At 40.3% G+C, this 19,946-nt stretch carries 26 protein-coding genes; 15 read left to right on the plus strand and 11 right to left on the minus strand.

The genetic code is table 11. The features are described 5' to 3' along the window. The 5 genes from lptA to BCG07_RS10440 all read right to left on the minus strand — a co-directional run. Nucleotides 1–452 (minus strand): lipopolysaccharide transport periplasmic protein LptA (lptA, locus tag BCG07_RS10420; protein WP_286890043.1); only part of this gene is annotated, 452 nt, incomplete at its 3' end. Continuing rightward, a complete protein-coding gene (lptC, locus tag BCG07_RS10425; protein ID WP_006792100.1) occupies nt 442–996 on the minus strand; it encodes an LPS export ABC transporter periplasmic protein LptC in 555 nt (184 codons plus the stop codon). The genes lptC and lptA, both read right to left, overlap by 11 nt. Continuing rightward, entirely contained in the window at nt 993–1,544 is a 552-nt protein-coding gene (gene kdsC / locus BCG07_RS10430) for a 3-deoxy-manno-octulosonate-8-phosphatase KdsC (RefSeq protein WP_008130305.1), read from the minus strand. Before kdsC ends, lptC begins: the two co-directional genes overlap by 4 nt. Next, nucleotides 1,545–2,516 carry a KpsF/GutQ family sugar-phosphate isomerase gene (locus BCG07_RS10435; protein WP_006792102.1) on the minus strand — a complete coding sequence of 324 codons (972 nt, stop codon included), beginning with the start codon at nt 2,514–2,516 and terminating at the stop codon, nt 1,545–1,547. 3 nt (nt 2,517–2,519) lie between these two features. Next, nucleotides 2,520–3,488: a calcium/sodium antiporter gene (locus BCG07_RS10440; protein ID WP_286890053.1), complete on the minus strand. Its 969-nt coding sequence runs from the start codon at nt 3,486–3,488 to the stop codon at nt 2,520–2,522. Between the two features lie 381 nt (nt 3,489–3,869). On the opposite strand from BCG07_RS10440, the gene BCG07_RS10445 reads away from it, so the two are divergent. Genes BCG07_RS10445 through murA form a run of 7 tightly spaced genes read left to right on the plus strand, consistent with a single transcriptional unit; the run spans nt 3,870 to nt 8,535 of the window. Beyond that, a complete protein-coding gene (locus BCG07_RS10445) occupies nt 3,870–4,685 on the plus strand; it encodes an ATP-binding cassette domain-containing protein (protein ID WP_074210176.1) in 816 nt (271 codons plus the stop codon). After that, nucleotides 4,685–5,464: a lipid asymmetry maintenance ABC transporter permease subunit MlaE gene (gene mlaE / locus BCG07_RS10450; RefSeq protein ID WP_010555663.1), complete on the plus strand. Its 780-nt coding sequence runs from the start codon at nt 4,685–4,687 to the stop codon at nt 5,462–5,464. Before BCG07_RS10445 ends, mlaE begins: the two co-directional genes overlap by 1 nt. 14 nt (nt 5,465–5,478) lie before the next feature. Further along, entirely contained in the window at nt 5,479–6,027 is a 549-nt protein-coding gene (gene mlaD, locus BCG07_RS10455; RefSeq protein WP_006792106.1) for an outer membrane lipid asymmetry maintenance protein MlaD, read from the plus strand. 5 nt (nt 6,028–6,032) lie between these two features. Beyond that, nucleotides 6,033–6,713: an MlaC/ttg2D family ABC transporter substrate-binding protein gene (locus tag BCG07_RS10460; RefSeq protein WP_010555664.1), complete on the plus strand. Its 681-nt coding sequence runs from the start codon at nt 6,033–6,035 to the stop codon at nt 6,711–6,713. Further along, complete coding sequence (locus BCG07_RS10465) at nt 6,706–6,999, plus strand: STAS domain-containing protein (RefSeq protein WP_006792108.1); 294 nt, start codon at nt 6,706–6,708, stop codon at nt 6,997–6,999. Before BCG07_RS10460 ends, BCG07_RS10465 begins: the two co-directional genes overlap by 8 nt. Before the next feature lie 5 nt (nt 7,000–7,004). After that, the gene (locus BCG07_RS10470; protein WP_006792109.1) at nt 7,005–7,262 is read left to right on the plus strand and encodes a BolA family protein; all 258 of its coding nucleotides are present in this window, start codon (nt 7,005–7,007) and stop codon (nt 7,260–7,262) included. 13 nt (nt 7,263–7,275) lie between these two features. Beyond that, entirely contained in the window at nt 7,276–8,535 is a 1,260-nt protein-coding gene (gene murA / locus BCG07_RS10475; RefSeq protein ID WP_008130314.1) for a UDP-N-acetylglucosamine 1-carboxyvinyltransferase, read from the plus strand. A gap of 45 nt (nt 8,536–8,580) precedes the next feature. Here murA and BCG07_RS10480 read toward each other — a convergent pair whose 3' ends face one another. The 3 genes from BCG07_RS10480 to BCG07_RS10490 all read right to left on the minus strand — a co-directional run bounded on the left by BCG07_RS10480 (nt 8,581) and on the right by BCG07_RS10490 (nt 11,693). Then, nucleotides 8,581–9,663, minus strand: a complete 1,083-nt coding sequence (locus BCG07_RS10480; protein WP_010555666.1) for a trypsin-like peptidase domain-containing protein — start codon at nt 9,661–9,663, stop codon at nt 8,581–8,583. A gap of 101 nt (nt 9,664–9,764) precedes the next feature. Continuing rightward, nucleotides 9,765–11,117 (minus strand): Do family serine endopeptidase, encoded by a 1,353-nt coding sequence (locus BCG07_RS10485; protein WP_008130320.1) that lies wholly within the window; start codon nt 11,115–11,117, stop codon nt 9,765–9,767. 132 nt (nt 11,118–11,249) lie between these two features. Further along, entirely contained in the window at nt 11,250–11,693 is a 444-nt protein-coding gene (locus BCG07_RS10490; protein WP_243532661.1) for a Z-ring associated ZapG family protein, read from the minus strand. A gap of 132 nt (nt 11,694–11,825) precedes the next feature. Between BCG07_RS10490 and zapE the strand changes: the two genes are divergently transcribed. From zapE to BCG07_RS10530, 8 genes are all read left to right on the plus strand, one after another. Continuing rightward, nucleotides 11,826–12,914 carry a cell division protein ZapE gene (gene zapE, locus BCG07_RS10495; RefSeq protein WP_006792114.1) on the plus strand — a complete coding sequence of 363 codons (1,089 nt, stop codon included), beginning with the start codon at nt 11,826–11,828 and terminating at the stop codon, nt 12,912–12,914. Nucleotides 12,915–13,184: 270 nt separating this feature from the next. Continuing rightward, nucleotides 13,185–13,613, plus strand: coding sequence for a 50S ribosomal protein L13 (gene rplM, locus BCG07_RS10500; protein WP_002957960.1), 429 nt, complete (start codon nt 13,185–13,187; stop codon nt 13,611–13,613). 8 nt (nt 13,614–13,621) lie between these two features. Beyond that, on the plus strand, nt 13,622–14,014 hold the full coding sequence (rpsI, locus tag BCG07_RS10505; protein WP_086007041.1) for a 30S ribosomal protein S9: 393 nt from the start codon (nt 13,622–13,624) through the stop codon (nt 14,012–14,014). A 578-nt stretch (nt 14,015–14,592) separates the two neighbouring features. Continuing rightward, nucleotides 14,593–15,183, plus strand: coding sequence for a ubiquinol-cytochrome c reductase iron-sulfur subunit (petA, locus tag BCG07_RS10510; RefSeq protein ID WP_006792117.1), 591 nt, complete (start codon nt 14,593–14,595; stop codon nt 15,181–15,183). Beyond that, nucleotides 15,183–16,448, plus strand: coding sequence for a cytochrome b (locus tag BCG07_RS10515; protein ID WP_243532662.1), 1,266 nt, complete (start codon nt 15,183–15,185; stop codon nt 16,446–16,448). Before petA ends, BCG07_RS10515 begins: the two co-directional genes overlap by 1 nt. Then, nucleotides 16,445–17,188, plus strand: a complete 744-nt coding sequence (locus BCG07_RS10520; protein WP_006792119.1) for a cytochrome c1 — start codon at nt 16,445–16,447, stop codon at nt 17,186–17,188. The genes BCG07_RS10515 and BCG07_RS10520 overlap by 4 nt, the downstream gene beginning before the upstream one ends. 79 nt (nt 17,189–17,267) lie before the next feature. Next, a complete protein-coding gene (gene sspA / locus BCG07_RS10525) occupies nt 17,268–17,894 on the plus strand; it encodes a stringent starvation protein SspA (RefSeq protein WP_006792120.1) in 627 nt (208 codons plus the stop codon). Continuing rightward, nucleotides 17,894–18,328: a ClpXP protease specificity-enhancing factor gene (locus BCG07_RS10530; RefSeq protein ID WP_243532664.1), complete on the plus strand. Its 435-nt coding sequence runs from the start codon at nt 17,894–17,896 to the stop codon at nt 18,326–18,328. The genes sspA and BCG07_RS10530 overlap by 1 nt, the downstream gene beginning before the upstream one ends. Before the next feature lie 61 nt (nt 18,329–18,389). On the opposite strand, the gene dolP is transcribed toward BCG07_RS10530, so the two are convergent. From dolP to BCG07_RS10545, 3 genes are read right to left on the minus strand one after another with little or no spacing between them, the layout of a single operon-like run. Beyond that, nucleotides 18,390–18,959: a division/outer membrane stress-associated lipid-binding lipoprotein gene (gene dolP, locus BCG07_RS10535; protein ID WP_008130334.1), complete on the minus strand. Its 570-nt coding sequence runs from the start codon at nt 18,957–18,959 to the stop codon at nt 18,390–18,392. Beyond that, nucleotides 18,952–19,545, minus strand: a complete 594-nt coding sequence (locus tag BCG07_RS10540) for an SIS domain-containing protein (RefSeq protein WP_006792123.1) — start codon at nt 19,543–19,545, stop codon at nt 18,952–18,954. Before BCG07_RS10540 ends, dolP begins: the two co-directional genes overlap by 8 nt. 24 nt (nt 19,546–19,569) lie before the next feature. After that, nucleotides 19,570–19,941 (minus strand): YraN family protein, encoded by a 372-nt coding sequence (locus tag BCG07_RS10545; protein WP_243532666.1) that lies wholly within the window; start codon nt 19,939–19,941, stop codon nt 19,570–19,572. Between the last annotated feature and the right edge of the window lie 5 nt (nt 19,942–19,946).

Below are 19,946 nucleotides of genomic sequence, written 5' to 3' on the forward strand. Positions count from 1 at the left end.
GCGCTAATAAGCTGCTGTTCTATATCGTAGGTAATGCTTTTAGCATTCATTTTTTGCCCAGCTTGAGATATCTCTGCATCTCCAATTAATGTTAAAAAACGCGTTGAGACATCGTATCTAACTTCATTAGCGCTGGCGCTGATTATTGTGCCGTCGGCTTGTTTTTCTTCAAAATATGCAGGCGTACCTGTGGCAATTAACAATTGCTTGTTGTCGCCTAGCTCATCACGCTTGTGAACCTCAAGGCGGTCTGCGGTAATTTTTCTGTCGCCATGAATAATTTCAACATTTTTTTCGAAGATACCTACGTTTTCTTTTAGTTGACCCTCTTGTTTATCCGCACTAATCGAAATTTGATTTGCAGAAATTGGCGCTGTTGGTTCAGCGGCATTAGTACCTAATGCAAGTAAAAATGTTGGAATAATAAAGAGTGTTGATAGTTTATTGGTCATAATAAATAGTTCGCGTATGGTTAATTAATTTTATCACTTCGGTTTTTAAATCGGCTTCTAAGCCTTTACCGGTGATTTTTAAATTGGGCCCTGTAACAATGACAGGCTGCTCTGACTGCATCGTTAGTAATTTTATATCTACCTGAATGTTATCAGCATTAATTTTATCTATCATTGCGTTATCAGTTAAATTACTAGCAACAACGTTACCTTCTAATATTAATTGTCTGCCTTCGTACAATGTTGCTTCATTAGCGTTAATTCGCCATGTTTGCTTGTTGTTGTATAGCGTAAAAATAGGTTTATCAAAAAAGGTAAACCCTAATTCTTGATATAGCTCCATTCGCGCTGCCGTTACTTTATGGCTGATTTTCCCATTTTCGTCATACGCTGTTTGTTTTAGCTCTATGGCTGTGTAATCGGGCTTTGCAATTATGTCTGCTTCGGTTTGTTGTGGTAAATTTACTTGTGTAAAATAAGGGTACCAAAGCCAAACCATACAGCTGATGAATAAAACGCTTAATATTATGCGCGCTGCATTCATGAACTGGTCCCTTTTGTGGTCAAAGGTTTGTTATTTTCAAGCATTAGTAGGTCGGTAAGTTCTCTCACTGCACCAAAGCCACCTGGCATTTGTGTTGTATAATGTGCTAAACGTTTTATTAGCGGATGTGCGTCATTTACTGCAACAGCAAACCCTACTAACTCCATCACTGGCATGTCTGGGCCGTCATCGCCAATGTAGGCAATTTGCTCATCATTTAAATTGAGCTTTGTTTTAAGTTCTTCGTAAGCGAGTAGCTTATTTTCTTGGCCTTGGTATATATGTTGTACTGTTAAGCTTGTCATACGCTGTTGTACTATTTTTGAGTGGCGTCCTGTAATTACCGCAACTTCAAAGCCGCTATTAATTAGCGCTTTAATGCCAAAGCCATCTTTTGTATTAAATGCTTTAAGCTCTTCGCCTTGGTTACCCAAATAAATGCGACCATCAGAAAACACACCATCAATATCACAAATAAGTAGTTTTACTTTTTTTGCACGTGCTTTTGCATCTTCACTCAATGGTTGATAGAGCTCTTCAAATTGCATTTATAATACTCCTGCTTTTAGTAAGTCTTGCATATTTAATGCACCAATAGGGTGGTTTTGCTCATTAACGATGATTAAACCATTAATACGCTTTTGCTCCATAATATTAAGTGCTTCAGCGGCCAAAATATCTTGCGTTGCCGTTGTGCAGGACTTGGTCATTACAACATCTATTTGTGTTGTATGTATATCAATTCGTTGTTCTAAAATACGACGTAAATCACCATCGGTAAAGAGCCCTACAAGTTGTTGCTGAGAATCAACTATGGCTGTCATGCCTAAGCCTTTTGCCGACATTTCTATCAGTGCATCTTTTATAGTTTGCGTAACGTTAATAATAGGTGTGTTTTTACCGCTATGCATGACATCTTTTAGGGTCAGCAGTAAACGTTTACCTAAACTGCCGCCGGGGTGAGATAGCGCAAAGTCATCAGCTGTAAAACCGCGAGCTTCTAACAGTGCAACTGCCATGGCATCGCCCATTGCAAGTGTTGCTGTTGTGCTTGCTGTAGGGGCTAAGCCTAACGAACAGGCTTCTTTTTGTACTTTTATGCAAATATGTACGTTTGCAAGCGTTGCCATTGTTGAGCTAGCGTTGCCTGTCATGGCTATCATTTTTGCGCCGAGGCGTTTCAAAACGGGAATTATATTGAGGACTTCGCTTGTTTCACCAGAATTAGAAATTAGCATAACCACATCATTTTTAGTGATCATACCTAAGTCGCCATGGCTTGCCTCACCTGGGTGAACAAAAAATGCAGGGCTGCCAGTACTTGCTAATGTAGCCGCTATTTTATTGCCAATATGACCCGATTTTCCCATGCCTATAACAATAGTTCGGCCTTGGCAGTCGTATATTAACTGACATGCTTGATGAAAATTTTCATCCACATATTGTGCAATATCACTCAATGCTTGGCGCTCTATGTCTAATACACGTAGGCCTTGTTCAATAAAATTTAGCGTTGCCATTACTTACCCTACTTGACTGAAAATATACCCTTGGTAGCCTAAAAAAGCGATTAATAATAAGCCGCCCTCTACTCTATTGATGCGCTGAGCACCTCTAAAGTTCAATGACATGATAATAAGCGCAACCGTGGCACCAATCATAATAAGTATGTCGCGGTTAGCAACAGACGGGTCTATAACAGAAGGGTTAATAATGCCTGCGAAAGGCAGCACTGCAAGAATATTAAAAATATTAGAGCCAACAATATTACCCAGTGCTAAGTCATCTTCATTTTTAAGAACCCCTGCTATTGAAGCTGCAAGCTCTGGCAAGCTAGTACCTATTGCAATAATTGTTAAGCCAATGACTAAATCGCTTAGGCCAAAATATTTTGCAATATCGACCGCTGAATCTATTAAAAAATGTGCACTGACAGGGAGTAATACCATACCAATAACTAACCAAATTACTGCTTTTTTTGTTGGTACGTCATTGGGTACTTCATCACATGCTTCTGATACAAATGGGTCTGTCTGATTTTTAGCACGTAGCGAAACAATAATCAGCCCGCCAATAAAGACGACAAAACTAATTAATAAGGCAACGCCTTCAGCAAGCGAAAAGTAGTTATCTGAAAAAATATACCAAGTAGCTAGAGATACGATAAGTACTAACGGGATTTCACGTTTTAATGTACTTGAAGAAACGCTAAGAGGCCTAAATAAAGCGGTAATACCTAATACCAGTAAAATATTTGTGATATTTGAGCCAATTGCGTTACCTACCGCTGTGTCTGTTTTTCCAGCCAATGCGGCAGAGGCTGACACCATCATTTCAGGTGCTGATGAGCCCATGGCAACAACAGTCAAACCAACAATTAAGGTTGGTACGCCAAAGTTTTTAGCCAGTGCGGCCGCACCATAAACAAACCTGTCAGCACTCCAAACTAGGGCTGCAAAACCAAGAATCAAAATAACAAACGAGGTAACCATTGTATTAAGCCAGTTATTCAAAATAGGAATGGCGCGAATAGTAACAAATGCCACGATGAAAGTATAAATAAAAGAGTAAGGTCAACTACGTAGACTAATTTATTTTACTAAATTAATTAGTCGAGCCTGTTAGGCTTTCAGTATTAAAGTTTTGCTGATGTATGGGGAATAACTACATCACCAGGTACTGACTTGCCAAAGTTATAAATAGGTTGCTGAAAATTTAACCTTAATAGGTAACAGACCCCAGTTTAAGTGTTGGTTAAGTGAAGATGAGTGAGTCTTAATGTGTGTTTTAAACGTACATTACAAAATCTTACGAATTGTTTTTTCCATATTGGATCAAAAAGATTTAAAATAGGGGCACTAGTGAACATTTTTATGGAGAGCGACTTGTCGCAATCAATAGTAGAAGTCAAGGATGTTAGCTTTTCCAGGGGCGATAGGGTCATATATAAAAATATGAGCTTTAGTGTGCCTAAAGGCAAAATCACTGCGATTATGGGGCCAAGCGGTATTGGTAAAACCACCATGTTGCGTTTAATTGGTGGCCAATTAAAACCTGATTCGGGTGATATTTTATTTGAAGGTGGCAGTATTCCTTCCATGACGCGTTCAGAATTATATGAAGCGCGTACAAAAATGAGCATGCTATTTCAAAGTGGTGCCTTGTTTACCGACATGTCTGTGTTTGACAATATTGCTTTTCCGATTCGTGAGCACACAAAATTAAGTGAAGATCTTATTCGTTTAGTGGTGTTAATGAAGTTGCAGGCTGTGGGTTTACGAGGTGCTAAAGATTTAATGCCCTCAGAGTTATCAGGTGGAATGGCAAGGCGTGCTGCTCTTGCTCGCGCAATAGCGCTCGATCCAGAGCTCATCATGTATGACGAACCGTTTGCTGGCCAAGATCCTATCTCAATGGGCGTGCTTGTAAAGTTAATTAAATCGCTCAATCAAGTATTAGGTTTATCGTCTTTAATTGTGACCCATGATGTAACTGAAGTAATGAGTATTGCCGATCACGTTATTATTATTGCCGATCAGGGCGTAATAGGCTCAGGTACGCCAGATGAAATGCGCAATCATGAATCTGAGCTAGTTCAGCAATTTTTAAAAGGTTTGTCTGATGGTCCTGTGCCATTTCATTTCCCCGCGCAAGCCTATGCAGATGAGTTGCTTGGAGAAAAAGCCTAATGTTGGATTTGTTTCAAAAGTTAGGGCATAAAACTCTGGGTCGCTTTGCTGCCCTTGGTCGCTCAGCTTACATGTTGTTCAGCGCACTCGCGCATGTTCCTAATTTTAAAAAAGGCACTCCGCTGCTTATTCGCCAGCTTTATATGGTGGGTTCGCAGTCGCTGCTTATTATTATGGTATCAGGCTTGTTTATCGGTATGGTACTCGCATTGCAAGGCTACACCGTATTAGTAGGGTATGGCGCTGAAGATAGCTTAGGGCCACTTGTAGCATTGAGTTTACTGCGTGAGCTAGGGCCTGTTGTTACCGCGCTATTATTTGCTGGGCGTGCAGGTAGTGCACTTACCGCAGAAATAGGCCTCATGAAAGCCACCGAACAATTATCATCATTAGAGATGATGGCAATTGATCCACTTAAACGTATTATTGCACCTCGCTTTTGGGCTGGTTTTATTAGTATGCCTTTACTTGCAATTATATTCTCTGCCGTTGCAATTATAGGGGCTCATTTAGTCGGGGTTGATTGGTTAGGTGTAGATACCGGTAGTTTTTGGTCAATTATGCAATCGCAAGTGTCGTTTCAGGCAGATGTACTAAACGGCATAATTAAAAGCTTTGTATTTGCAATAGTGGTTACTTGGATTGCACTTTACAAAGGCTATGACTGTGTTCCAACGTCGGAAGGGATCAGTAAGGCAACTACCGAGACAGTTGTACATTCGTCATTGGCCGTTTTAGGTTTCGACTTTATTTTGACAGCGGTAATGTTTACCAGCTAATTAGGGTATAAATAATGAATTCACGGAAATTAGAAATTTTAGTTGGCTTTTTTGTAGCGCTTGGCATTTTAGCTTTTGCTATGCTAGCGCTTAAAGTAGCGAATGCAGGTATTAGTGGCTCAGGCGAAACCTATTCACTCAATGCAAAGTTTGAAAACATTGGCTCATTAAAAGCACGAGCTCCTATCAAAGTAGGTGGTGTGGTAATTGGTCGCGTTGAGTCAATTTATGTTCATCCAAAAGAGTTTTTACCTGTGGTTGATATGACTATCGATGCGCAATACTTATGTCGTTTTTCAGATACAAGCTCAATATCCATACTTACATCGGGTATTTTAGGCGAGCAATACTTAGGTATAAATCCTGTTATTGCCTCCAGCTCAGCTGAACAGCGTTGTTTAGGTGAAACAGTAACCAACAATGAACAAGATACTGCAATTGATGACTTATTTGGCGTAGAAAGTAAGGCGCTAGGGAATGGGGATTCAATTATTGATACCAAGTCTGCCATTGTGTTAGAAGAATTAATTGGGCAGTTTTTATTCAACCAAGGTAGTGAGTAATTATTATGTTGAAAAAGTATTTAGCTATTATAACGCTTAGCGCATTAAGCCTAATGCAAACGGTGAGTGCTGCAGAAGTAAAGTTAGACGATCCAAATAAAATGGTGCGCAAGGTATCAGAGCATACATTTGACCGAATCAAAAAAGATCAACCATTGATTGTTAAAGATCAAGAGTATCTTCGCGTTATCGTTGAAGAAGAGTTGATGCCCTATATTGATTATAAATACGCAGCACTGCGTGTATTAGGAAGTGAAGTATCTAAAGTGCGCGCAATCACAGATGATGCTGAAAAAGCACAAGCAATTAAAGATATTCAGCGCTTTATTGGCGTGTTTAGAGAGTATTTAGTTGCTACGTATGCAGGTGTATTTACCCAATATACTAACCAACACGTTGAATTTGGTGCACCGCAACCATTTAAAGGTCAGGATGTGGTTGTAGTAAAAACAAAAATTATCGAGGATGGTAAGCCAGATATCCGCATTGATTTTAAAGTTCGTGAAGATCGCAGTGGGCAATGGCGTGCATACGACATGATTGCTGAAGGGATAAGCTTGTTAGATGCTAAGCAAAGTGAGCTACAAGGTATTTTGCGTCAGCAAGGTATTGATAAGGTAAGTGACCTTTTAGAGCAAAAAAGTAAGCTTCCAGTTCAATTTAGAGGCAGCAGCTCGAATGACTAAATTGGCGATAAGCCAAATTGATGATCAACAGTTTCGAGCGAGCGGCGAGCTCTCTCGAAATTCAATTGGCGATGAACAACTTCTGAACAAGCAGCTACAAACTAAGCATAAAACCATCTATTTTGACCTAAGTGGGGTGTCAAGGGTTGACACAGCCGGCTTAGCTTGGTTAATTCACTCTTTTGCAGAATTAAAGCAGCAAGGTATTCGCCTTGAATTGCAAAATCCACCTGAGCAATTGCAAAATTTAATGCAATTGGGTCAAGTTACAACCCTATTTGAGTGAGAGTTATGGAAACTAGCCAAGTCGAAACATTATTACGCGAAGAACTTCAATTAGCAGAAGTTCATGTAAAAGCCAATGGAAGCCATTATGAAGTTGTTGCCGTGGGTGAGTGCTTCGACGGTTTAAGCCGAGTTAAAAAGCAACAGCTAGTATATGGTCCACTAATGAATACTATTTCAGACGGTACTATTCATGCAGTTTCTATTCGTGCTTTTACACCGACTGAGTGGAAACGTGAACAGAAATTTATTTTACCGCAATAAATAGGGCCCCCTAATGGATCAATTTGTTATTCAAGGTGGCACTTCACTTGCTGGTGAGGTGACTATCTCAGGTGCTAAAAACGCAGCACTGCCTATTTTATTTGCCTCACTTTTGGCCGACGGTAAAAGTACATTTACCAATGTGCCACGCTTACGCGATATTGTAACTACTGAAGCTTTGCTAAAAACATTAGGTGCAGATGTAAATTGGCAGAGTGATACCCTCGTCATTGATGGTGCAACTGTTGATAAAACGTTGGCCCCATACGATTTAGTAAAGCAAATGCGCGCGTCTGTATTAGCATTAGGGCCTTTAGTTGCTCGATTTGGTGAGGCACAAGTTTCATTGCCAGGCGGCTGTGCTATTGGTGCTCGCCCTGTTGATATTCACATTCAAGGCATGGAACGTTTAGGTGCGCAAATTAGTGTTGAAAATGGCTATATCAATGCAAAAGTGGATGGTCGCCTTAAAGGCGCTGAGATCTTTATGGAGATGGTCAGTGTAGGCGCAACCGAGAACTTGTTGATGGCAGCAGCGCTGGCCGATGGTAAAACGGTACTTGAAAACGCAGCCCGTGAACCTGAAATTACCGATTTAGCAAATTGCTTGATTGCAATGGGTGCTAAAATTACGGGCGCAGGGACGAGCCGTATTGAAATTGAAGGCGTAGAGCGCTTATCCGGTTGTGAACATAAAATTTTACCGGATCGTATTGAAACAGGTACGTTCTTAGTTGCTGCAGCAATGGCTGGCGGTGAAGTATTGTGTAAAAACACAGACTTTCATTCACTTGAACCGGTTATTGAAAAACTGCGCGCGACAAATGCCTTACTTGAAGTGAAAGACGATTCTATTTATCTGGATATGCGTGGTCGTGAGCTTAAAGCGGTGAATGTTAAAACCGCCCCGCATCCAGGGTTCCCAACCGATATGCAAGCTCAGTTTACTGCACTTAATGTAGTGGCTAATGGCAGCGCGACAATTACAGAAACTATTTTTGAGAACCGTTTCATGCATGTGCCTGAGTTACAGCGCATGGGCGCAAACATTCGTTTAGAAGGCAACACAGCAATATGTGGTGAGACTAAAAGTCTTTCTGGCGCTCAAGTTATGGCTACTGATTTACGAGCATCAGCAAGCTTAATCCTTACAGGGATTGTAGCGCAAGGTGAAACCGTTGTTGATCGTATTTATCACGTTGATAGAGGGTATCAGCGTATTGAGGATAAACTCAGCGCGCTAGGCGCTAACATAAAGCGTAAAGCAAGCTAACACGTTTAAATGCCGGTCGGTGTGATTACACCGACCTTTCTTTATTTAGAGTTTGGTTTCAAGCTCAGCCACAGTAACCATTATTTTTTCGATTTTCCCATCTCTATACAATTCAAACTCTATTTCTTTACCTGGTTCAGTATTGCCAATTTTTTCGAGTACCTTTTGTGGATTAGCCACTGAAAGCCCTGCAATTTTTATTACAATATCTTGTTCTTCAATGCCAGCTTGCCACGCAGGCCCTAATGGATCTAAATTTGTAATACGCATACCGCTCACAGGGGTTAAGTTGTCATTAACCTCTTTGCCTGTACTGTCTACAGCTGTGCCTTCAAACCCTAAGTAACCACGCACTACACGGCCATGGCGAATTAGCTTAGCCATTACTTCCTTAGCTAGGGTGTAGGGGACAGCAAAAAAGATGCCTTGGATGTTTAAGTTTTCGCGGGTTTTAAATTGCGCCGAAGTAATACCCACTAAATCACCATTTGAATTAACGAGTGCACCTCCAGAATTTCCTACATTAATTGCTGCATCCATTTGCAGTAGATTATTAAACGGGCTATCGGTAATTTTTTGTTTACCTGTGGCACTAATAATCCCTTGTGTAATGGTTTGCCCTAAGTTGAGTGGGTTACCAATCGCTAATACAACATCTCCCACGCTAGTCGTATAGTCATCGTTTACGGGAATAACAGGAAGGTGTTCTGCATTTATTTTAAGTAGTGCTAGATCTGTAATTGTATCAAAGCCTATAAGCTGCACATCAAAAAAACGTCGGCCGTCAGTTAAAATCACCATAATGACATCAGCATTATTAACAACATGATAATTAGTAAGTATATAGCCATCTGGCGACATAATAACGCCAGAGCCTAACTCCTGAACGGTGTTTTTTCTTTTGTAGCGGGGCTCCTTTGAAATACTTTCAGAAAAAATAGTAACGACTGACGGGGCTGCGCGCTTTACTGCATCAGAAAAGCTTAAGTGGCTTGCACTCATTGCACTAGGGATAGGAACATTAGGCAGCAGCGCTGCTCTCATATTTGGGCTGAAAAAAACCACCAAAAAAGCAATACTGAGACCTGCAAATAGAGGAGGGAGGACAAATTTAATGAATTTCAGCACAAGTTTCTTATTATTAAAGGAGCAATCCCTTTATGATGGCACAAAAAAAATAACAGCGGCAAGTGCCGCTGTTATTTTTATTACACATATACTGCGATTAATTACTGAATTAGGATAAATATAGACTCACGTCCACGTTTAACGCCTAGTACAATATTACCTTTAGTATTTTCGATGATTTTATTCATATCGCGAATAGTCTCAACACGTTGGCGGTTCACTTGAACTATCATGTCACCTTCTTCTAGGCCTACCCGTGCAGAAGGAGAGCGAGGATCGACAGAGGTAATTTCAATCCCCTTTGCGTTATTTTTCTGAACATTTTCTAATTCAGCCCCTTGAAATGCGGGGTGCAGTTCTTCGCCTACCGCTTTAACACCAGATGCACCGTCGAGTGTGACTTTGAGCGTTTTTATTTTTCCATCTCGGTAAATACTGAGCTTTATTTCTCTGCCTTCACCTAATGTAGCAATTTTACTGCGCAGTTCATGGAAGCCGCTTATATCGCTGCCATTAATGCTTACAATAACATCCCCGGCTTTTATGCCTGCTTTACTTGCAGCAGTATCATCCATTACCTGCATTACATAAGCACCTTGTTTAACATCAAGCTGTTGTGCTTTGGCTAAGCCCGCATCAAGTGGACGACCCGATATGCCTAGCGAGCCACGGCGTACTTCACCATGCTCAATAATCTGATCAACCAAGTTTTTCATCATGTTAGAAGGAATAGCAAAACCAATTCCAACGTTACCACCAGATGCACCTAAAATAGCGGTGTTAATGCCAATTAGTTCTCCATTTAAATTCACTAAAGCACCGCCAGAATTACCTTGGTTAATTGCGGCGTCTGTTTGAATGAAATCTTCGTAACCTTCAATGTTTAAACCACTGCGTCCAAGGGCACTAACAATGCCTGAGGTGACGGTGTGGCTTAAGCCAAACGGGTTGCCTATAGCAACTGCAAAATCACCGACTCGTAATTGGTCTGAGTTAGCAAGTTTGATTTCTGTCAGGTCATCAGCGTCTATTTGTAGTAGTGCAATGTCAGACTCTTTATCTGTACCAATTTTAGTAGCTTCAAATTCACGTCCATCTTCGAGTGTAACGATCATTTTTTCAGCATCTTGGATCACGTGATTATTAGTAACCACATAACCTTCATCTGCATCGATAATCACACCTGAACCCAAACCACTAAATTGGCGCTTTTGGCTGCGAGGTTGTTGCTGGCCAAAAAAGAACTCAAGTGGATCGGCGCGGCGGCGAACCTCTTTAGAGCCCGAAACCTGAATACTCACAACACCAGGGGAGATTTGTTCAAGCATAGGTGCAAGAGTCGGTAGCTGTTGCCCATTAACTGCTATTGGTAACTTTGCGTAAGACGCTACCGGGCTCATTAATAAGCTTGTAGATAAAATAGCAGCACTGATAAGTGATAATTTCATTTTCATAGTCAAGGTTTACTCCACTTAGGAAAAACAAAAATTAAAAAAGGCTGCATAAGCAGCCTTTTTTTAGTTTGTTAGTAAGATAAAACAACAAAGCTGTTATATCTAAAGACTATGGGGTCAAAAAAAAGTTCATCAAGATGCTTTAGAGCGGTCCTGTACTTTATTTTCACCAGCAAATAAACCAGACTCACCTGACACAAAGTCTGCCGGTTGCACCTCTGCTGAAGAGCGATCAGAACGACGCTCTTTTAAAGATGCTTGTAATTGCTCTGTTGTTTCTTTTGAAAAGTAAGGGGCTGCTGGTTCTTTATTTCTATCTTCTAACAGTAATTGATTAGTTTCTTCTACATGACTCAAGAGCTGGTTGTAGTTATCTTTCATTTTATTTACAAGCTTGCTGGTGCTTGCTAAATGGTCAGCTACGTCTTGGCGGTATTGCTCAAGTTCGCTTTGCGCTTGTTCCGCTTGCTCTTTTAACTCATCTTGTTTGAACTGTTTTTTAGTAACAAATGCACCAATAAAAAATGCTATAACCGCAACAATAACGATTAAACCTACCCATATAACTGTGCCCATAAACTACCCCTTTGGGAAAATAACGAAAGAATGCTGATTCATTTATAAATCATATTAAGTGTAATATACCCCGAGTTATGATGCGTGTTAATATGCTTTACAAATTAAACTGCGTTTTGACTGAAAATACATATGACTCCTTGGCAAACATATCAACAAGATTTAAAACGAGATGACTTTGTACACGACGCAGCACAAGAAAATGCTGTGCGCCACTTGCAACGTCTATACGATGACCTCACGCAAGCAAAACCAAAATCAACAGGCTTTTTCGCTAATTTATTTGGTAAAAACGAACCAGAACCTATTAAAGGCTTGTATTTTTGGGGCGGAGTTGGGCGTGGAAAAACGTATTTAGTTGATACTTTTTATGAGGCATTACCAAGTGATCGAAAAATGCGCGTGCATTTTCACCGTTTCATGCACCGTGTGCATGATGAATTAAAAAAACTAAATAACACGACCAATCCGTTGGAAAAAGTAGCGGATATATTTAAATCAGAAACAGACATCATTTGTTTTGATGAATTCTTTGTGCAAGACATAACGGATGCCATGTTACTGGGTGGTTTAATGGAAGCGCTTTTTGCTCGTGGAATTGTTTTAGTCGCTACCTCTAATATTGTGCCTGACGATTTATATAGAAATGGCCTACAGCGGGCTCGTTTTATGCCTGCCATTGAACTGGTAAAACTCAATACTGAAATAGTGAATGTAGATTCGGGTATTGACTATCGACTGAGAACCTTAGAACAAGCTGAGATTTTTCACAGTCCGCTTGATGAACAAGCTGATAAAAATCTATTTGAATATTTTGATAAGTTGTCTGCTGAACCGGGTCAACTCGATCACCCTATAGAAATAGAAGGGCGCTTAATAAAAACGCGCAAAGTAGCTCAAAGTGTCGTGCTATTCGAATTTAGTGAATTGTGTGAGACTGCACGTAGCCAAGTTGATTACATGGAAATTAGCCGTTTATATAACACGGTAATTATTTCTAATGTAAAACAGCTTGGCCAAAGTAATGACGATGCAGCAAGGCGCTTTATTGCTCTAGTAGATGAATTTTACGAACGCCACGTGACGCTAATTATTTCAGCAGAAAAACCGATTACCGAACTTTACACCCAAGGTAACTTAAATTTTGAATTTAAACGCTGCATAAGCCGTTTACAAGAAATGCAGTCGTTAGAGTATTTAGCAAGAGAACATTTAGCTTAATAAAAATTAGAATGCCGGTCGTTTTGCGCTCTCAACACTTATTTGTAAATAGCGATAATTTTCTTGTGGGAAAAACAACCGATCGGTAGCAATGTGGTTTAAGTGCTGGTATACTCCCGCGTCTGCCACGTTGCGTTCTATGCCTTCATATAGTTTAGCCACTAATGAGCGGCGCAAAAGTCTAAAACTCGAAGGGGTTATAGCAAACTTAGAGCAGTAGTTAATATTAACTACTTGTGGTTTTAATTGAAAAACATTGGATTTTTATAAATGAAAACGTTTGTTGCTAAACCAGAAACAGTAAAACGTGACTGGTACGTAGTTGACGCTGAAGGTAAAACTTTAGGTCGCATCGCTACTGAAATCGCTCATCGCCTACGCGGTAAGCACAAAGCTGAATACACTCCACACGTAGATACTGGTGATTACATCATCGTTATCAACGCTGAGAAAGTTACTGTAACAGGTAACAAATTCAAAGATAAAGTGTACTACGCTCACTCTGGTTTTCCAGGTGGCCTTAAGTCTACTACTTTTGATAAACTTCAAGCTGCAAAGCCTGAAATGATCATCGAAAAAGCAGTTAAAGGCATGTTGCCACGTGGTCCTTTAGGCCGCGCTATGTACCGTAAACTTAAAGTTTACGCAGGTACTGAGCATAACCATGCTGCACAACAGCCTCAGGTTCTAGACATTTAAGGAGCACTATCATGGCAAATCAATACTACGGTACAGGTCGTCGTAAAAGTTCAAGTGCTCGCGTATTCTTACGCCCAGGCACTGGTAACATCGTAATCAACAAGCGCTCTTTAGAAGAGTACTTTGGTCGCGAAACAGCACGCATGGTTGTTCATCAAGCTCTTGAGCTTGTTGATATGACTGAAAAATTTGACCTTTTCATCACCGTTTCTGGTGGTGGTACAACTGGTCAAGCTGGTGCTATCCGTCACGGTATCACTCGTGCACTTATGGAGTTTGACGAGTCACTACGTCCACAACTTCGTAAAGCAGGTTTCGTTACTCGTGATGCACGTAAAGTTGAACGTAAGAAAGTGGGTCTTAAGAAAGCGCGTAAGCGTCCACAGTTCTCAAAACGTTAATCTATACGTTATCAAGAATTCAAAAACCCAGCTTATGCTGGGTTTTTTGTTATTGGCGATAAATTTCTTCTGATTCCTTTAAGCTTTAAAAAGTTGTTAGCCTAAGCTGTAATTGCAAATTACCGTTTATGATGATCACACAGTGCAATAACGGCGTATTAATTGAACGAAAGGAAGTAAATAGCCAGGTAGCTGCAAAAAAGTTAAATAATTATCGTAATTAGTTTAAATCCATCAGTTAATTGATGGAATTTTTTGCTACAATTGGCGTGGAAGTAAAACGATCAAGTTTTATAACACTATGTGTAGTCTTAAAACTTCCGCTTAGTGGAGTTGATCTTGGTCACTACATCGTTTTTACAGAAGTGATATTATTACTTTTCAGCTCGTGCTCGAACTAGCTTAATCAAACCATTGGTGAAATTAATATTTTTCAAGACCTGAGTTGTTAATAACCTTGTTTTAAACAAGGGTTTTAATTATGATCATTTCTATTTTAAAAATTTCGAATAATTAACCTGCTGTAACTGATGTTCTCAATATAGCAAGTGTTGAGAATCGTAAGTGGAGATAAGTGGATGAGCAATGCGCCTGTAGACAATGGCCGACGTCGCTTTTTAACCATAGCTACCTCTGTTGTTGGTGGTGTTGGTGCGGCTGGGGCTGCTGTTCCTTTTATTGCGTCTTGGAATCCAAGTGAGCGAGCTAAATCTGCGGGTGCGCCTGTAGAAGTAGATATAAGCAAACTTGAGCCAGGACAATTAATACGTGTCGAGTGGCGTGGTAAACCTGTATGGGTTGTATCACGAACCCCAAAAATGCTTGAGCAAATGAAAGAACACGAAGGTCAACTTCGTGATCCGCAATCGCAAGAGCCACAACAATTAGAATCATCAACAAATGACTACCGTTCATTACGTCCAGAGATTTTTGTCGCTGTAGGTATTTGTACGCATTTAGGATGTTCACCTAGCTTTTTACAAGGTGGCTTTGGTGAAAAAGTGGAAGGGACTGATGATGGTTTTTATTGTCCATGTCACGGTTCTAAATTTGATATGGCTGGCCGTGTTTTTCAATCGGTTCCAGCACCATTAAACTTAGAAATTCCACCATATACTTTTCTTGATGAAACCACTATTTTAGTGGGCGAAGAACAAGGGGTGGCCTAATGTTTGGTAAGATTATTGGTTGGATTGACGAAAGAATCCCAATGACACGTGTTTGGAACATGCATATTGCACAGTATCCAGCACCTAAAAACTTTAACTTTTGGTACTTCTTTGGCTCATTAGCAATGTTAGTACTAGTTAACCAAATACTGACCGGTATTTGGCTAACAATGAACTACGTACCGTCTGCTGAAGGTGCATTTGCATCAATAGAATATATCATGCGTGATGTAGATTATGGCTGGTTACTGCGCTATCTGCATTCAACCGGTGCATCAGCATTCTTCATTGTTGTATACCTGCATATGTTCCGTGGCATGATCTACGGTTCTTACCAAAAACCACGTGAGTTACTGTGGTTGTTTGGTATGTTTATTTTCTTAGCCCTAATGGCTGAAGCATTCATGGGTTACTTATTACCATGGGGCCAAATGTCGTTCTGGGGTGCACAGGTAATCATTTCATTATTCGGGGCTATTCCTGTTATTGGTGATGACCTTACACTTTGGATCCGTGGTGACTACGTAATTTCTGGTGCAACGCTTAACCGCTTCTTTGCATTACACGTAATTGCACTGCCATTGGTTATTGTTATCTTAGTATTTTTACACATTGTTGCACTACACGAAGTGGGTTCTAATAACCCAGATGGTATTGATAACAAACGTAAAAAAGGCACGGTTCCTGAAGAAGATAAGCCTAAATTTAAGTTCCATGAATACTACACTGATAAAAAAGACATTATTGATGCGATTCCGTTCCACCCTTATTACACAGTAAAAGATATTGTGGGCGTGGTTGGTTTCTTAATCTTGTTCTGCTGGGTTGTGTTCTTTATGCCTGCTATGGGTGGTTTCTTTTTAGAGGCGCCAAACTTTGAAGCGGCAAACCCACTTAAGACACCGGAACATATATTCCCTGTTTGGTACTTCACGCCATTCTACGCAATCTTGCGCGCAATCCCTGATAAATTAATGGGTGTTGCAGCAATGGGTGCGTCAATTGTAGTACTTGCGTTATTACCTTGGATTGACCGTGGTTCAGTTCGCTCTGTTCGTTACCGTTGTGGTTTCCACAAATGGAACATTGCAGGCTTTGTTGTTACTTTTGTTCTTTTAGGTTGGGTTGGTGCTACACCGCAAACTGACTTTAAAACAATTGTTTCGCAAGTTTGTACTGTGACTTACTTTATGTTCTTCGTACTGTTATTTGTTTACAGTAAGAATGAAAAAACTAAGCCATTGCCTGAGAGGTTAACGAAATGATGAAAAAACTAATAATTGGTTTATTCGCTTTATCAGTAAATATGTTACCTGCAATGGCGGCAGGCCCGTCAGTTCCACTAATGGACGCGGGTAACGATATATCTGATCAGCCATCTTTGCAGCGCGGCGCTAAGTTGTTCATGAACTACTGTCTTGGTTGTCACCAAATGCAGTATCAGCGTTATGAACGTACTTTCCGTGATATTGGTATTCCAACGGAAGTTGGCCAAGAGCAACTTATTTTTGATGGTTCAAAAGTAGGTAGCCATATTAAGAACTCAATGGCTAAAGATGATGCAGCAAAATGGTTTGGTGCGGCTCCGCCGGATTTAACTAATGTTGCACGTGTACGTGGAAGTGACTGGATTTACACGTACTTGAAATCATTTTATAAAGATGAGTCTCGTCCGTTTGGTGTAAATAATACGTTATTTCCATCAGTAGGTATGCCACATGTTCTACAAGAACTTCAGGGTGTTCCTACTCCTATAACTGAAGAAGTAACTGTTGACGGTGTAACAACTGTACATATCACAGGTACTGAAACAGATGGTTCAGGTGAGATGAGTGTAGATGAGTATGACCAAGCAGTTCGTGATTTAACGAATTTCCTAGAGTACGTAGGTGAACCTACTCGACTTGAATCGGAAGCGCTAGGTATTAAGGTAATTGGGTTCTTAGTTATCCTGTTTATCTTGGCATTTATGCTTAAGAAAGAATACTGGAGAGATGTTCATTAAGTTTGAACATATTTAAAGGTAATTTTGCAATAGGGGCTTAAGCCCCTATTGCTGTTTTAGTTATTTAATGGAGGTAGGCATGGCCGTAGCTGCCAATAAGCGCCCTGTAATGACCCTTTTCTCTGGGGCTAACTGTATGTATAGCCATCAAGTACGTATCGTACTTGCAGAAAAAGGTGTAAGTGTAGATATTCATTTGGCTGAAAAGGATAATCTGCCAGAAGCACTTCACGAAATTAACCCTTACGGTACAGTGCCAACACTGATTGACCGTGAGCTTGGTTTATATCAGGCAAATATCATCATGGAATACCTTGATGAACGTTTCCCTCATCCTCCACTAATGCCTGTTTACCCGGTAATGCGTGGTCGTAGCCGTTTAATGATGCACCGCATTGATACTGATTGGTACAGCTTAGCTGCTAAAATCAGCAATAATACATCAGATGCAGCACAAGCTCGTAAAGAGTTAACTGAGGCATTACTTGCAGTAGCTCCTATCTTTAGCGAAGCTCCTTACTTTATGAGTGAAGAGTTTAGCTTAGTAGATTGTTACTTAGCACCACTACTATGGCGTTTACCTGAGTTTGGTATTGAGCTTAATGGTGCAGGCTCTAAAGAGATGAAAGAGTACATGATCCGTTTATTCGAACGTGAGTCATTCCAAGCCTCTTTAACTGAAGCTGAGCGTGAGATCCGTTTATAATGACGCCTAATCGTCCTTATTTATTACGTGCTTTTTTTGATTGGATAGTCGATAACGAATGTACGCCACATATTGTGGTGGACGCTGGTTTTGCGAATGTGCAAGTGCCTACACAATTTGTGCAAGATGGACAAATTGTGCTTAACATTAGCCCATCAGCAGTAACACAGTTTTCGTTAGACCTAACCCAACTTAGTTTTAACGCGCGTTTTGGCGGTCAGCCAATGCAAGTTTATGTACCTTTAGGTGCTGTGCTTGCAATTTACGCCCGTGAGAATGGCGAAGGTACAGTCTTCACTGCAGGCGAGTTTGTAGAGGACGAAGACGAGTTTGATACAGGGCTAGAAAGTGTTGATTCATCTGAGTATATAGATGAAACACCGCCAGAAAAACCTGAAAAGAAAAAAGGCTCACATTTACGTGTTATAAAATAATATGTAGATTACAAAAAAACCGCTTAAAAGCGGTTTTTTTATCGCTGTAATTTAGTGGCTTTTAATTAATATATTCAAATACCTTTACTACTCGCTCAACGCCCGACACATTGCGTGCAATATCAACTGCACGATTAGCTTCATCTTGAGACACCAAGCCCATCAAATAAACCTCAGCGTTTTCTGTAACCACTTTAATGTTATTGCTACTAATATCTTTAGCTGCTAGTAACTGTGCTTTTACCTTTGAGGTAAGCCACGAATCATGAGTTTGAGTTGTTATACCAATATTTGAGCCAATACGAAGTTGGTTATGAATTTTACGAATACCGGCAATCGCTTCTACGGTTATTTGTGCTTCGTTTTTCATTTCCTGATTAGCAACTTGACCAACAAGCAAAACAATACCATTGACACTTATAGCGTTAACTCGAGCAGACTTTTCTAAGCGTTCAACTTCACTAATAGCAATGCTAGCTTTAATTTCTATATTGTTATCATCGATTTGAGAGCCTATAGTGCGACGGTCGTTTGCAGCGGTTACTGCACTGGCAGTGCCAGCTACAACAGCTGCAGCGCAGCCTTGTAGTAAAACAACGGTACCTAAAATAATAAGGGAGCGTTTAAACATAATTTTCATCCTGCGGGAAAAGCGTTAAATCTATAAGTTCACTTAAACAATGTAAGTTAGTTAAATGCGACTCTATAATGCGGCTTGGACGTTTAGACGGTGTTCTTATTTCAACATCATTAGGGCCAAGTAAACCTACTAATTCACCACCATCGTCACCGACCATTACAATGACCTTCATATCGCGTGTAAGTGCAGCTTCAACGGCTGAAATTACCTGCTTTTCATTGCCATTAATTGCTAATACCAATAGTAAGTCACCTTGTTGAGCGAATGCACGGATTTGACGGGCAAATGTATCGTGATCATCGCTGTGATTGTTTTGTCCAAGATTTATATTTTCTTGTGACAAAGCAATAGCAGGCAAGCAAGGACGCTCTGTTTCGTAGTGATTGACCAATATACCCGCTATATGTTGCGCAAGCATATGACAGTTAGCTGTCCCGCAACAAATTAACTTATTACCGTTAATAAGGCTTTGTGCAATTGTGAACGCGGCCGATTCAAGCGCACTGGGAAGGACCTCTCCAGCGGCTATTTGAACTTGAATACTTTCTGTGAAAATTTCTTTTATCGTGTCTTGCATAGCCTACCAATTCTTTTTAGTATTTTAAAATACGTTTTTAAGCCAATTATATGTAGGAGATGATTCTCCGGTTATGGCTACATAGTCAATTCTTAATGCCTGATTTGTTAAGTTTTTAGCTGCTAAGTAATGATGAATACTACGTTTAAGCCGTGCTTGTTTTTGAGTGCTGAGCGCATAATTTGCACCACCTCGAGCATTGTTTTTGCGAAACTTCACTTCCACAAAAACAAGGGTGTTACCCTCTTTCATAATAATATCGAGCTCACCAAAGGGGCAGTAATAATTACGTTCTATAGGTTTTAAACCTTGCGCTACTAGGTATTTTTGCGCTTGTAGTTCGTAGTACTGACCTTTTTCACGACTATTTTGCCACAGCTCTTTAAACCACGACATGCCGC

Source organism: Pseudoalteromonas sp. ESRF-bin5 (assembly GCF_002632075.1).
Taxonomy (GTDB): Bacteria; Pseudomonadota; Gammaproteobacteria; order Enterobacterales; family Alteromonadaceae; genus Pseudoalteromonas; species Pseudoalteromonas marina.